Annotated in this window: 7 protein-coding genes and 2 pseudogenes; 2 read left to right on the plus strand and 7 right to left on the minus strand. The window is 43.0% G+C overall.

Annotation, left to right across the window (positions count from 1 at the left end):
* Window positions 1-173 precede the first annotated feature (173 nt).
* The 4 genes from AB4Z29_RS11340 to cyoE form a co-directional block, all read right to left on the minus strand.
* Window positions 174-1,643 carry a sialate O-acetylesterase gene (locus tag AB4Z29_RS11340; RefSeq protein WP_441943165.1) on the minus strand — a complete coding sequence of 490 codons (1,470 nt, stop codon included), beginning with the start codon at window positions 1,641-1,643 and terminating at the stop codon, window positions 174-176.
* Window positions 1,644-1,946: 303 nt separating this feature from the next.
* Window positions 1,947-2,156: a hypothetical protein gene (locus AB4Z29_RS11345; RefSeq protein WP_441943166.1), complete on the minus strand. Its 210-nt coding sequence runs from the start codon at window positions 2,154-2,156 to the stop codon at window positions 1,947-1,949.
* A 14-nt stretch (window positions 2,157-2,170) separates the two neighbouring features.
* Window positions 2,171-7,207 (minus strand): AAA domain-containing protein, encoded by a 5,037-nt coding sequence (locus AB4Z29_RS11350; RefSeq protein ID WP_441943167.1) that lies wholly within the window; start codon window positions 7,205-7,207, stop codon window positions 2,171-2,173.
* Window positions 7,208-7,728: 521 nt separating this feature from the next.
* Complete coding sequence (gene cyoE / locus AB4Z29_RS11355; protein WP_441943168.1) at window positions 7,729-8,649, minus strand: heme o synthase; 921 nt, start codon at window positions 8,647-8,649, stop codon at window positions 7,729-7,731.
* A 244-nt stretch (window positions 8,650-8,893) separates the two neighbouring features.
* Here cyoE and AB4Z29_RS11360 point away from each other — a divergent pair.
* Window positions 8,894-10,126: pseudogene (locus tag AB4Z29_RS11360) on the plus strand (acyltransferase family protein).
* A 124-nt stretch (window positions 10,127-10,250) separates the two neighbouring features.
* Here the strand turns inward: AB4Z29_RS11360 and AB4Z29_RS11365 are convergent.
* On the minus strand, window positions 10,251-11,255 hold the full coding sequence (locus AB4Z29_RS11365) for an AraC family transcriptional regulator (RefSeq protein ID WP_441943169.1): 1,005 nt from the start codon (window positions 11,253-11,255) through the stop codon (window positions 10,251-10,253).
* A gap of 193 nt (window positions 11,256-11,448) precedes the next feature.
* Window positions 11,449-11,599, minus strand: a pseudogene (locus AB4Z29_RS11370) (carbohydrate ABC transporter permease); the annotation flags it as partial.
* Between the two features lie 168 nt (window positions 11,600-11,767).
* On the opposite strand from AB4Z29_RS11370, the gene AB4Z29_RS11375 reads away from it, so the two are divergent.
* Window positions 11,768-13,342, plus strand: a complete 1,575-nt coding sequence (locus tag AB4Z29_RS11375; RefSeq protein ID WP_441943170.1) for an alpha-L-rhamnosidase-related protein — start codon at window positions 11,768-11,770, stop codon at window positions 13,340-13,342.
* 68 nt (window positions 13,343-13,410) lie between these two features.
* Here AB4Z29_RS11375 and AB4Z29_RS11380 read toward each other — a convergent pair whose 3' ends face one another.
* The gene (locus tag AB4Z29_RS11380; protein WP_441943171.1) at window positions 13,411-15,114 is read right to left on the minus strand and encodes a sensor histidine kinase; all 1,704 of its coding nucleotides are present in this window, start codon (window positions 15,112-15,114) and stop codon (window positions 13,411-13,413) included.
* Between the last annotated feature and the right edge of the window lie 58 nt (window positions 15,115-15,172).

Here is a 15,172-nt window from a genome sequence, read left to right on the forward strand (position 1 = left end):
TCCTGATCTGCTCGACCACGCCTCAGCCATTGTTGAGTATCGACATGCAGAGCGAGTATAACTTTTGAGTGAAAACAATTCCTTTTTTAAGATCCAACTGGTCGCTTCTCTAGCATTTCAAAAACGGATTGAATCTCATACCATTCGATTGGGCACCTAATAACTAGCTTAATTTAACGAAATGTTCGAAACGGCGCAGCAGGCAGACCCTCCGCACCCATCAGGTTTGCATGGGTAACATTTGCCCAGCCATATCGAACGTATCGAGGCATTCTAACCTTATCACTTTTGACTCTTACTGTACGCCCGTGAATTACAGCCTCTGCCGGCAGAAATTCTCCACTCTCAGCAGCTATCTCGAATCCCAGTAATCGATTCCCTTCACGAATCAACAGTCCTGCTTCTGCATGATCGTAGTGAACTACGGCATCACCTTTTTCAAAGCTGATTTCACGATAAACAGGTCCGGAGCTCTTAACCGCTCTGCCATATATTTTATCTAATGCCAGCAAAGCTAAACGCTCACCGACAAGCTTTTTATCCACCGGATGAATGTCTGCCGGGTCTCCGCATTCCAATACTACAGCCATTGCCGTGAACGGAACCCGATCGGCTGTTTGCTGCTGCGCCTCTCTGAGGCGTGGCCACTCCTCCCCCATCGGATTATTATTGTCGAAAATCGGAAGCTGTACGAATAGAAACGGAAGCACTGGATCGTTCCATTGTTTACGCCAATCTAAGATTAGGGCTTCCAGCAATTGACTATACAATTCCGAACGGTCAACATCGCTTTCTCCCTGATAATAAATAACACCCTTTAATACATAAGGGAATACTTTTCGCAGCATCGTTTCATATAAACCGTAGGGACGCATAAAGCTATGCGGACTTAAAGGAGGCGGCCAAGGATATTTCCCAAGCTCTTCTCCCTTATATCCAGATTCGAGTTTTCGATTGTACTGGTCAACTGCCTCGTCATATTTTCTGCTAACTTGCTCAAATTTCTGCCAATCAAAACCTACCATTTGTTCTGTGAAATCCTTGGTATAAATCGAAAGCTCTGCATCAGCATCCATCACCTCTTCCGCCACCCAACAAGAAGCGGAGGTTCCCCCCCAATTGCAACCGATAACCCCGATCGGCACTTGCTCTGAATCGATCAGTGCTCTCGCATAATAATAGGCGACCGCAGATATATCCCCAGCCGTTTCCGGTGTGCATGTTCTCCACATGCTTGAGAACGTAACTCCCTCTTGTTCAAATGCTATCTTGGGCACCTCATAAAAACGCAATAAAGGCACGTTCGCAGCAGCTATAGCCTGTTCAGCTTGATGACTTGAACGCAAAGGCCATTCCATATTGGACTGGCCTCCTGCTAGCCAGACATCACCAAACACGACATCCAGYAGTGTAATGGTGCTTTCTGCCGTTTCCACAATTAGCTCACAGGGCTCTCCAACCCCCATTGCTGGAAAAGCTACACGCCATTGACTCTCATGCACCTCAGCAGAGCCGCTTATGCCTCGGCAAGTCACCGTTACTTTATCTCCATTTGTCCCCGTTCCCCAAACCAAAAAATCTTTATTCCGTTGAATAACCATGTGATCATTAAATAGTGGATCCAGCTGCAGCGGCTTACTCATTATCAATCACTCTCCCAATCCTTTATGGAATTGAATAGTTTCATCATACCTCTCCCAATTTAGGATTTAAATACAATTTTTCATCATCAAAGACATTCTTTATTTCAGTAGGTAGAAGCAGGCTCTATGAAACTAAGATCACATTCTTATCCATTTAAAGTACCGTCAACATGATGGACGCTGGAGCCTCGAACGACTTGTTATCCCATAACAAAGAAACGGTCCCTCCATCATGGGAAGAGACCGCTCCTACTAAGGATTCATTACGTTATCCAAACACTGATGCACTGGACTTCCCAATCATTATTGCACAAAAATTTCAATCAAACGCTTAAGAATAAAGGCGATTTCCGCTCTGCATGCTTCGCCTTGCGGATCGAATTGCCCATTCGTTTGCCTGTAATCAGATTTGAGCAATTCGGCGACGCTCGCTTTGGCCCATTCGCTGATGCTCCTCTCATCCGCAAATGAACTTGCTTCCTTTGCCCGTACTCGCTTGCCCCATAGGTGCAATGAGATTTCACCAATTATTCGGCAGGACTATCCTCCCTGTAATAGCTATACCAAGCAGCCTTCCAGCGGGTGTCATAAGTACCCTCTTTTAAGTAGGTAAACGTAACGCCTCTTTGTCTTAAAGATGACAAATGCATCACCATCTTTAAATCTTCAATCACCCAGACCTTACCGCTCTGATCTCTTAAGTCTAAAAACTTGAGGCCTTGTGCTTCTAAATACTCAGTCAAGATAAAGACGGAATCTGTGGAAGTCTTTATTTCTACGCTATTCCTGGAATCGTCCCAGTAATGCACTTCCATCCCGGCAGCTGTTTCCATTACGTGAAACTCCTGCTCAAATAACGCTTGTCTTTCTTCTTCTGCGTTCCGCATTTCTTCCGTCCAATAGCAGCTCAAATTACGCTCCAGACTAATTTCTCTATAGAAGAATTGTTCCGTATCCTCTTTTTCTGACTTTACAACATTTGTTAGTTCTTCTTCAGTGTCAATTGGAGCTGAGACATTCGAAATCTGAATGTTTTCTACATTGTTCCACTCCTGTCTAATCCGCCCTGCTCTATTTATTATTTCATCCTGAAGCGCCGTCGGCTCGTACTCTCCCACTTGCATGGACTTTTCCTGCTGTAGCAGCTCACGTGGAATGTTCAATTCCTCCAACTTCTGAAACAGTGGAAGTAATGCCCTTTCGGGCTGCCGGAAGAACTCTCCACCTCTGATTCTTACGAAGGTCCAACCAAGACGCTCTAGTATGGATTGCCTGTCCATATCCTCACTAAGCTTTTCGACCGGATGCCATTTGTCCCCATCACATTCCACAGCTAAGCGTTTACCGCCTCCTTCAATCACCATATCAATGCGGTAGGCTCCTACTTTCCATTGAGGAAATACTCTATAGCCTTCCTGCAGAACACGACGCATAACCTGACGCTCAAATTCGGATTCCAGTTCAGGCTCATGCTGACTCAAGATTTCATCAGCGGTATACGGGTTCCTAAAATATTCAATTAAACGTTTCCGCAGATCCCCTTCTTTAAGTTGAGTTGATGTATCGAGCGAATGAACCAGCCATAGTTGGTCACGGGCCCGGCTAACTGCGACGTTGTAGCGCTTTTTGGTTCGATTTCCAGGATCTGAAATAAGACGCAGCGGTACAGATTCTTCAGATGCATCGACCATGGACAAAAAAACTACATCGCGCTCATCACCTTGAAACTGGGCAGAATTTCCACATCGTATCTTTCGCTGCTCATATTCTTTAGCTGGTATGTGTTTTTGCAAATACTGGTCAATTAAAATAGCTTGTTCTTCCCCAAGCAAAGTTATTACCCCAAAAGTGGCGTCCTTATATTCTTCCTGCTCAATGGCTGAGAGAATAAGCGAAGCGACAGCCTGCGCTTCCGCCTCATTCTTTTTATTATTCCTGCTTCCGCTCTCTACTCGGTACTCGATAATGTAAGGCTTGGTGGATACCCCACTTGCATCTCTAAGCGGAAGAATGGATCCATTATAGGACAATCTGTTACTGAACTGAATAATTGGTTCTACACAGCGAAAATGTTCCCTAAGTTGGGTCATTCCCGCAAATGAGGTTTTAGCCAGATCATAAATTGAAGTGCTCCCGTCATACAGGGCAGCGTTAGGAATACCTTCCAGATGGGCATCCATCAGCTTTCTCGTTTCTTCCAGCCGCTGTCCTATTGCCTCAGGGCTCACTTGTTCATCATCACCAACTACAACTATTTGTGTACCCAAATAAAGCGCCGTTAGTGCCATAATATCTGCCTGGCTGGCTTCATCCACTATTACAACATCAAAGTGGTTATCTGAAGGGTTAAAACTATCCACTACTCTATAAGTAGGCATAATCCAAACGGGAACTGCAGACTGGCAGATGGGCATAAGCTTACGGGCTTCAGCAAGAAGATGAGGAGCAGACTTCCCGGTCCGCTTTCCTGCTCTTTTCATCAATAGTTTCCAGCCGTGAAGCGCATTCTGCTGCTTAAGCGTAGTCTTTCGTGCAAGTGCGAGCCAAGCCTTTTTCTCGACCAACTGCAGAGTTACCGATTTAAAGTGGTTACGGATTTCCGCAAGTTCTTCTTGTAGCAATTGTGTTGAAATTGCAGATCTTCGATCTAATTCCATATCTAATTGTTTAAGCAGCCAGATCGTTTGAGCTTCATTTGGAGCCTGAATTCCATTGTGAACCCCTCGCCTGTTTCTAATCGCCAGTGCCCAATCAGGAGCACTCTCCTCCAATTTTTGGAGCCATTCTTGTCTTTGGCGTATCAGAGTGCTTTTTCCCCAAAATTGCTGTATGGCACTATAAGCTTGTCCATACATATGCTGATCCAACTGCATAATACTCTCCTGAAGGCGACTTGCCGTCACTGAACGGGAATCCGCTAGAGATTGTACGGTTTGCCACACTTCCTGTATCCGTTGGTTAACTATATTCCATCTCTCTGCATATATATATGAATCTATGATATCTGGGAGTTCTTGCTCGACCAATTGCTGCAGATGAAGCCACTCGGCATGCTTCTCTACTGGAAGCTGCTTGGCATTAAACAAAGCATCCCACTCGAGCCCTTCATTCTCTAGAGCCTGTAACAGAGGATTAAAGCTTGATTGCCTCCAATCCAACAGACCACGGATTTCCGTCTGAATATTCTCCATGTACTCTTCGAGCTGCGACCCAAACTCGGCTAAATCGTAACCTCCTCTAACAGTTACCTGCCGGTTCCAACGAGTTATCGATTTAGACCGTTGATATTGGTAAGCTATGACTGACAGCAGTGCATCAATGTAGGCAACATCCAGTTCCTCAATTTCCTTGCCATGAGGTAATATGAGTTCACAAACCTTTTTCCACTGCCGCTTAAGCAATAGCTGAAGTGAATTCAGTTTACCCCCATTTTCCAGATGGCGTTTTATTTCATTAAGCACTGGAAGGAGAGAATGCAAATCACCGTCGCCCAAATGTTCAAATCCAAATTTGTATCTAGCTGTTCTTGCTGTACGGTACAGGCCTAACCACTGATCTACCTCTTCAAGCAATTCAAGCCAATCGTTCTTTTCATTCTCTTTGATAAAGATTAGTTCAAGCTTCCAATCCTCTTGGTTGCTAATAACTATCGTTTGACGCAATTGAACAAGCAAAGTGCGCAGTTTATCCGGCTGTACCTCCTTGTTAATTGCCCAATAAGGTATATGTTTATTCTTGTCCATACTTAGCAGCTTCTGATTTTCTTCAACAAGCCTATTAAATTCTTCAGGAGTAATAAGCATTTCTGTGTTAATGGATAAGTATTTGAATTCATTCTCATCCTCAACAGTAATCTCTCCAGAGCTGAAATATAAGCTGTTCAACTCAGAAGGAGAAAGTGGAAAAGCATGACCTGCGACAATACTCCCGGGGATTAAATCCAATGTTTCCTGTCCTGCAGAGATCATTTTCGCTGCTTTGGACGGATCATATTCAGAACCCCACAATACAATCGGTTGATAGTCGCTCTCTCGAGAGATTCGAAGGCTATTATTAATTACTTTGAGCTGCTCCAGTATTGATTTGCGTTTGGTTGATAAAACAACAATTTCCTGTTCTGTTTGTTCCAACGATATTGTGCTTAAAGTCGATGTAATGATGTCAATGGAGTTCTCCAGTTGTTTCTGTCCGCTGACATCGTCCAATACGCTGACGCATAAATTTTGAAGTTCACTCACTACCTTATCGCGCAGAACGCTCAATGCTCTTGAGGTGTGGCTGGTTACCAATACACTTTTGCCTTCTGCAAGAAAATGACCGAGCAAGTTGGCAATGGTGTGCGTCTTTCCAGTACCCGGTGGCCCTTGTACCAAAACCGAGCCAAACCGTCCCAACTTCAGAGCAATATCCAACTGCTCCGAGTTTGCCTCCTTAGTGAATAGAATCTCTTCATTCTCTCCATTAACATTCATATTAGAATATGAAAACTTATTTTCTCTCTGGGGTGCAGATCCTATGTCAATTCCAGTAATTCTGGCTATCGCCTGCGGAAAATCTTCTCTTACGTTCAAATCCTTAATGATTTCTTCAATTGCATGATCAAATCCAATGGTACGCTTACGCAAAAAAATTACTGGCTCTCTTCGAATAATTACTGCCTTCTTCTCCTGAGTTAAATCTGCTCCTTCACTGTCAAAAGGAATAAACTCCGCTTTAGCAGATAAGTAGCTGGATACCTTTTTCAAATAGTTATCCGTACCTTCATATCCCAAGGGTAAACAAGGAGAATTCAACAAATCCTCGGTACATTTTTTTATTGATTGTGAACTAACTTCAAGCGTGTCTCTAAATAAAGCACTGTGAAACTTAGGCTCGTCTTCAGAAGCAATCAGTGTAAACTCCGGCACATCGGGATTGAAACACAGTTGTACTTTCTGTATCAACACGGGATGGTGAATAATCTCTGGCTGTAGTTCCCAATATAATATCCCATCCCCCATCATTAGTTCGACAGAATCCCTTTCACGATCAATCCATGAAAAGAGCATGTACAAATCCTCGAACAACTTTATGGTTCTGCGTACAGGCCATTCATTTTTTTTCCATTCTTCACGCTCTTTACACCATATCGTCCAGGTCAGAACTCTTTCTTCGTTCTGATCGAAACGTTCCTGATACGCTTCATAACCGCCTGTTTCCTCAAGCTCACGGTAGCTTTCTAGACTTTCCACTCTATCCGGCTGTGTTTGAATTTTGTCCCAATCCGGCTTCAGCCAGCGCAACAGCTGCTCAGGTGGTTTTGGACAGGGGCTCGGATTAGGTCTCCTAACTGTTAGCAAGACATCAGAAATCTGATCCTCTATACGTTTAGAAGATTTATTTTCGTGTATAAAATCACAGATTACATTGGGATTAACCGGTAAATCAGAAAAGGATTGCGACCATAAATGGCTTGAAGTCCTCTTTATTACCGGCTGTTTCAATTGATGCATAGCCTGCAGATAGGAAAACACTTGAATAAGCTTCTGTTTAGCAGTAATGCGCTGATCCTCGCTGATCTCCATAGAAATTCCTTCTTTCTTCCTTTTACGACAAAAATACTCTTTTTGAGACTATTATAATATAAACATTTGTATTAAAACATCTTTGATTTGGTCACTCTTTTCGAATCAACCCTTTAACTTTAATAAGTAGTATTATCGAATCAAGATATACAATGAATGATTTGGGAAAAGTGATCCAGTCAGGACGATAAATTTAAAAATTAGGCGTCACCATTGATCTTAACATTGATTACCAAATACATATTACACGATGTAAGAAGCGCATTGGACGAGTGTGATATCATCAAATCAGCTCTCAAACTTCCTAACTTCATTAAAGAAAAAACTCGAATTCTTCAGGATTGTTTATCCTCTTTTAACCATAAAAAATATCCCCTCCAAGTGTCTCCCTAACCTCCATTGAAGGTTTTTCGAGTGTCTACTTAAAGGGGATCAAATATCATATAATCGATGCAGCTTCGAATGTATTTGTCATTCGACATATTCTATTTTAATTTTTAGATTTCAGACGAGCATTTCCATTATAACAACGGAGCACCTATCGAGTAACAAACGATCATCAACAGGATAACCGTAATGTGGTTCAGCGAGAAAATGAACATTGAACGGGCCCACTTGTCTTCCTGCTTCTTACGGTATCCGTTAATGCTCAGAATCAACCAGCCCAAGCTTAGAATCGCATTCGCGATAGCGATGTAAGGATTAAACGACCAGAACAAAATGCTGCATAAAAGCAATGCAACCAAGTACACGTTCATCTGCAAGTACGTTCTCCGAATACCCTTGGCGACCGGCAGCATCGGGATGTTAGCCGCCCGGTATTCCTCCATGCGGCGAATCGCTATCGCGTAAAAATGCGGCATCTGCCAAATGACCATTAACAGGAACAAGGCAATAGCACCAGGATGCAAAACGTCAGGCGAGATTGCGGCCCAACCGATCAGTGGAGGCATCGCGCCTGACAAGCTTCCTACCTCCGTATTGTATACGGTTCTACGTTTCGTCCACATGGTATAAGGCACGACATAGAGGAAAAGCCCCAGAAATCCGAAGACAGCGGACAGCGGCGAAGCCATAAACAGCGCGACAAGACCGCCGACCGCGATCCAGATCCCCATGATTAGCCCGCTCCAGACGTCAATGATTCCGGACACGGTTGGCCTATTTTTCGTCCGCTTCATAATGCTGTCAATATCGCGGTCGTACAAATTATTAAAGATGCCAGCTGCTCCGATGACCAAGGACGATCCAATCAAAGCCAGCAATATGTTGCCTATCTTATCGAAAAAGGATATATGATGAACGAACGTCGCCATACTTAGCCCTGCGATCATCGCGATGAGATTCGATTTAATAATGCCAATCTTTATGGTTTCAAAAAGTACCTTTGTAACAGAGGTCGGAAATCGTTCGATACTAATCGCATTGCTTTGGTTCGGCATGACCATGACACTTCCTCTCAGTAATTTCACTTCTATAGGTTACCATATTGCGCCGTTTATGTACTGCTCTCCAATCAACCCTCATCATTCTGTCAAAAATCTATGTCACTTTCGTGAATAATCCGGTTGCGAGCCCTAGGTATTGTATTTCTATTTATATATGGTAGTATTTGAGGGCAATAAATGGTTCATGATGTACATTTAATTGTGCAACATTGCATGCTTCATGAAAGTAGGGGAAAAAATGAATAAAGAGATATCCGAAAAAAAGCTAATCTATTTGGATGGCATGAGAGGGCTCGCGGCATGCGCCGTGGTTATTTCGCACTACATCCAAGTATTTTATCCAGCTGCGTTAAATGGAAGACCGCAACAAGCTCATTTTAAATGGGATATCTGGTACGGTCATTCTCCAATTAATTTATTTTATAATGGACAATTTGCCGTTTGCTTGTTTTTTGTGTTAAGTGGTTATGTACTCAGTGTCAAAATGTTTGAAAAAGAGCTCGATAGTGAAACTTACCAAAAATGGTTGCATTCCAGCGCCATACGAAGATACATTCGCCTTGCCATACCTGCAGCGGTATCCGTCTTGCTAGCGTATCTAGCAATTATTACAAATGCCTTTCATCTCCAAGAAATATAGGGAACAACATGGACGGATATGAAAAAGAACTACTACGTTTTAGATACAAATATATATACCGTTATGAAGGCTGCTATTTTTGATCCGTTTTTCCGTTTTGAAGCACATCCTTACAATCCAGTCCTTTGGACAATGGGCTATGAGCTATTAGGTTCTTTTTTAATTTTCGGTTTTCTTGCTCTATTTGGTCGAGTGAAACAAAGATGGATTGTGTATGTGGTCTTATCCATTACGTTTATACAATCTTATTTTGTCGCTTTTTTGTGGGGAATGCTGCTTGCCGATTTGCTCAAGCACAAATGGATACAAAACAAAATAGCGGCAGTACTTGTGCTTTTAATGGGGATTTATTTAGGTTCGGCACCTTATACTTCATTAATGGGCACTATCTACGAACCTATAGAAGTGTGGACAAAGATGATCAATCAATGGATTCAATTTAATATTGATCCACGACTTTTTGCACGAACCCTAGGTTCTGCTCTGATTTTGTTTGCTATGCTTCGTTTAAAAGTGCTGCAGCAGGTGTTTGGATCGAAACCGTTTGCTTATTTAGGACAGATTTCATTTTCCCTTTACCTTATTCATTTTACTTTCCTAAATACGTTCTCCGCGTTCCTGTTTAGTAAAGTGATTCATCACTTTAGTTATAATCTTGCCTATGCAATTACTTTCATTATCTCCATGGTGCCCTTATTTATTTTGTCGCATTACTATATGAAATATATCGATCAAGGTGCATTAAAACTAGCTCGAAGAGTTGAAATAAAGATGACCGCATTACCCCAAAAAAGCAGAGTTAAAAACAACAAATGGAACGCCGAAGTTTAAAGGTATCTTTAGTGGAAAAACTTTCAATTGAACAGCCAAAAGTGCAGCAAATACCCAATGCCTCGAAGGTATTGGGTATTATTTTGCATGCATAGAATAGTAAACAAAATGGATGAAAAAACGCTCAACCCATAATCCCCTCGGCTTCCATTGATTTGCGATAACGATTAGGGGTTTGGCCATAATAATCCTTGAATTTCCGGTAAAAAAAACCTGGTGATTCATAACCGATTTCAAGTGCAATCTCATCGATATTTTTAGAGGAATGCTTTAACAAATGAACGGCTTGCACCATGCGCTGGGTTTGAACCAACGATAGAAAGGTTTGACCTGTTCGTTCCTTCAACATATTTCCTAAGTAATTCGCATTAAAGCCGAAGGCCTCGGCTAAGCCCGTTAATGTGCAGTTCCGGAAGTTCTGTTCGATATAGTGAAGAATATCAATGATGCTGCCCTGCCCGTTCGATTGGTTGAGCTCGAAATTTTTATCCGTACGATAGACTCTCATGAGCTCGGTAAAGACAAGTGGGATGTAGTAGCCCACCATATCCATGGACAATTCGTCGGTATCAAAGTATTCACACATCATATTCTTGAAAAGATGATGCAATTGATGCCGATTCTCCGAGTGAAACCGTACATAACGGTCATGGCTCTGATCCTCCGATAAGGCATGGGATAGGAAGCTGGAGACTATTCCGGTTCGATTCAGCCCGCCTAATAATCTTGGCAAAAGGGAATCCTTTTTGATAATGATATTAATAAGGATATCGTTTTCTCCAAGGGGATAAATACGGTGAAGAACATCCTTATCCAGCATACAAACCTGACCTTGGTTGATATGAACCAGATTTCCATTGATCTCCTGCTTGCATTCCCCGGAATACATATAATTCAACTCGATAAAGGAATGGTTATGCAGCGGCATCGGAGCATAGCGGTGATGCTTGCTGATGAATATCGACCCTTGATCAAAAAAATAATTCTCCTGCATGCGGAAAACAGTGCCATCATTTTCCGCTCTCCTTTCATTCCCATCAAATTCATTGACGTTGGAACGCGTAATGATCTGAATTTTCTCTATCGAATCAAGCTGTCGCAAATAGTGATCCAGTTGCAGATGATCCATGACGTCTCGCCTCTCTATTTGTATGTTCCCTACTGCTTTATAACGCTTCAAAATATCCACGGACTCTTTTCCATTAGAGGAAAGACCTAGTTAGCGGCAAACCATGAGAAATTGATGTGCCAGTCAAATGTAATGGGATTATTAATCATAATTTATATATTACCATCTTGTCGTGATACAAGAAATGTAACCGTTAGCCTTTCACCGAACCAATCATCCTGCCTTGCACAAAGTATTTTTGCAGGAGCAGGATATGCGGCTAAGATTGGCAATGTTGTGATGACCATTGTCGCCATTATGATTGATTGCGAAGTGTCTGTAATGTTCACAATTCCTGCATCGGCAGCGAGTACCGGCATTGATACCTGAAGCACTTGGAAGAATCCCATAGGAAGAAGAAAATACGCGATAACTGTAAAACGGATAGTTTTTTCTGTACTGTCATCATTGATGGATGCATAAGAAAGCATTTAAATTAATAGTGAGATTATTTTCCGAGAGGGGAACTATACGTGGCGAACATTCAAGTGATTAAGGATCATACGATTATTAGAAACGAAGCTTTTATTGCAATAGCGGAACAGCTAAAACCGGAGCTCATCAGTACGGAAGTCCATCCGGTTCACCTTATAGATGTCATTTCTGATGCCTCTGCCGTACATGGATGGAGAGCGAACGTCTTGGAGCCCGCTGAAGAGCTCCGCCATAAAAGCTTCGGCAAAGGTGATCAATTCATTCTGGACTATGGCACACATCTTGTCGGGTATTTGGATGAAATCCATATCCGTCCAGTCGGCAGCCCGCCTGATGCGCCTCTTCATCTCAAAATTACCTTCGGCGAAATGCCGATCGAAATGGCTGAGCCCTTCAGCTCTTATGAGGGCTGGATCAGCAGCTCTTGGCTCCAAGAAGCAGTCTTCCACGTGGATATATTGCCAGGCGTAATAACCCTGCCCCGTCGTTACAGCTTCCGTTACGTGAAGATTGAAGTAATTGCTGCTTCCCAGAAATACCGTGTCTCCTTCGACAAGATTGTGTGCCGCACGGTTACTTCCGCCGATGTCAGCAAGATCACGCCGCTAAAACACTCGGACGAGCTAATTCAGAAAATGGATGAGGTTAGTATCAAAACCTTGCAGGATTGCATGCAGCTCGTATTCGAGGATGGCCCCAAGCGGGACCGCAGGTTATGGCTGGGGGATCTTCGGCTTCAAGCACTGGCGAACTATGAAACCTTCAAAAATTACGATCTAGTGAAACGAAACCTATATTTGTTTGCCGGCGTCCCTAACGACAACGGACAAATTACAGCCAACGTCTTTACGTTTGCGGATTTGATCGCGGATGACACGTACCTGCTCGACTATTCAATTTTCTTTGTCACTACCTTATACGACTATTATGCTGTCTCGCAGGACCTGGAAACCTTGACCGAGCTATGGCCGTTAGCTCTCAGACAATTCGAGATTGCTTTTGGATACTTGGATGAAAGCCATCTCGTCCGAGATTCGAATTCCTGGTATTCCTTCATCGATTGGAATCAGGAATTGAATAAGCAAGCGCCAACGCAAGGCGTGTTGATCTACGCTCTCCGGATAGCTATTCAAATAGCCGAAATTGTAGGCCGTGATACCGTAGAAAGGTTGAAGCAACAGCTCGATCTAATCGTAGAATCAACAAAAGAGCATTTATGGGATGAGGCAGCGGGCTTCTTCATAAGCGGCGTGGACCGTCAAGTCTCTTGGGCCAGCCAAATCTGGATGGTTCTTGCGGAAGTATGGGAGCCACAGAAAAATAAGGAGCTGCTCACTCGTTTATTGGAAGTGAAGCCGGATGTCGGAGTAACGACGCCTTACCTGTACCACCATTTGGTGGAGGCACTCATTCTTGTGGGTGAAACAGAGGTCGCTATCAATCAAATGAAAGCCTACTGGGGTGAAATGATTAAAGACGGGGCTGATACTTTCTGGGAGCTTTACGATCCCAACAATAAATCCTTCTCTCCTTATGGCAATCCAATGATCAATAGCTATTGCCATGCTTGGAGCTGCACGCCGACTTACTTGATTCGGAAGTATAACTTGTAGGTGATAAGGAATTTGGGGCCGGTTTCTCTTGTCCATGGATGATGGACAAAGGGAACGGCCCCTTATTATTAGAAATCATCCTGCAAGTGACTGGATATCCTCACTGTCACCTGCGTGCCTATTCCGATCACGCTTTGAATGGCGATGCCGTATTCACTGCCATATTGCACCCTAATTCGCTCGTGCACATTGTAGATTCCATAACCCTTGGACTGCTTAACCAGGATGTCTTCGGATAATTTCTTATCCATCCCTGGTCCGTTGTCCTGAACCGTAAATACAATGGCTTCGCCATCCAACTTGCCGCTAATTCTCAGCTCGCCTTTTCCTGATCGCTTCTGATCGATACCGTGCTCAATCGCATTTTCTACGATCGGCTGCAGCACCAGCTTGATCATCCGGTAATCGAGAATATCGTCCTCCAACTCGTAAATCACGTCAAAATCATGGTCATGCATTATTAATTGCATTTCGAGGTAGGATCTCGTATTCAGAAGCTCGTCTCTGACAGACATCATATCATTGCCGCGATTTAACGTCGTTCGATAGAAGGTAGCTAAGATCCCTGCTACGTTGCTGATGTCGGTTGCTTTGATTTCAATCGCTTTCCAGTTAATGATGGACAAGGAGTTGTACAGAAAATGCGGGTTGATTTGCGATTGAAGGGCTCGCAGCTCCGCCTCCCGTTGAATGATCTTGCTTTTGTACCCTTCCTCGATCAATAGATTGATACTAGTCAACATTTTCACGAATCGAAGTTCGAGCTCTCCGATTTCATCTTGGGAATGAACCTTCAAGTTGATCGTGAATATGCCTTCTTCGACCATTCTCATCTTCGTATTTAAACGATGAATCCTACGAACGAACACGCGCGTAAACAACCAAATCATCCCTAATAAAATAACGAAGCAAGCTGCTTCTATGATGATGGTAGCCCGAATAATCTTCCACGGTTTTATCGTTAATGCCTCCGAGGAAGCGATGAGCGAAATGGTCCAGCCTGATTCTTTCATTGTTCTATTGAGCCATATATATTGAGCGTTCTCGGTGTTCGGTTTCAGCTTGGATTGTTGGAGCAATTGACGCACTGCCGCCAATTGGTCTTGCGAATCATTGCTCGCATAAACAATATTCAACTGCTGATCCGTAATGACGACCGTGGATCCATTCAATTCCGATGGTTTCAGGGAATTAAAGAAGAACTTCGGAATCAGTTCCATATAAATCAAGTTTTTCTTATCGTAATTAATATCCCCGAATATCCGCCTTACGCCGAAAATTCTCCCGTTTTGCGCATACCAATGCGTATCCGCCGAGTTTAACGATTCTTTATACCAGAATTCATGCTCTACCTTCGATATCGGCATGATGGAATTCAAGCGTTCCGTTAGATTATTCTCCGTATATATCGTGATCCGCGCGATATCGCTATTCAAGAAAAGCGCCGTATTGAGCAAAGGATCCACAGTGTCTTTCAAATCGATATACATGTCATAATAACTTTTATATTCCTCATTGAAAATATGGGAGAAATTTGGGTTGTAGCTGATCAATTCGATCGCCGCGTTAAACCGCTGCAGCTTATAGGTAAGACTGTCCTCCATCTTCTTCAAGCTGTCTTGAAGAACGATGTTCGATTGCTGGACCTGGAGCTGTTTCGATTGCTGGTAGGAATAAATACCCAAAATCATAAGCGGAATCATAATAACGGCTATATAGGATATAAACAATTTATGCTTTATTTTCCACTTGTTTTTAAAGTTGATTTTCATGGTAGTTCGCCTTCTTTCCTTCCATATAGACTTATTATAGCAAGACTGATCTATATGG

It is taken from the genome of Paenibacillus sp. 2TAB23 (genome assembly GCF_052115165.1).
In the GTDB taxonomy this organism is placed as follows: domain Bacteria; phylum Bacillota; class Bacilli; order Paenibacillales; family Paenibacillaceae; genus Pristimantibacillus.

Coding starts and splice junctions, on each gene's coding strand:
- AB4Z29_RS11365 (WP_441943169.1), bottom strand. CDS start 11,255: ATGGATCATCTGCAACTGGATCACTATTTGCGACAGCTTGATTCGATA.
- AB4Z29_RS11350 (WP_441943167.1), bottom strand. CDS start 7,207: ATGGAGATCAGCGAGGATCAGCGCATTACTGCTAAACAGAAGCTTATT.
- AB4Z29_RS11380 (WP_441943171.1), bottom strand. CDS start 15,114: ATGAAAATCAACTTTAAAAACAAGTGGAAAATAAAGCATAAATTGTTT.
- cyoE (WP_441943168.1), bottom strand. CDS start 8,649: ATGCCGAACCAAAGCAATGCGATTAGTATCGAACGATTTCCGACCTCT.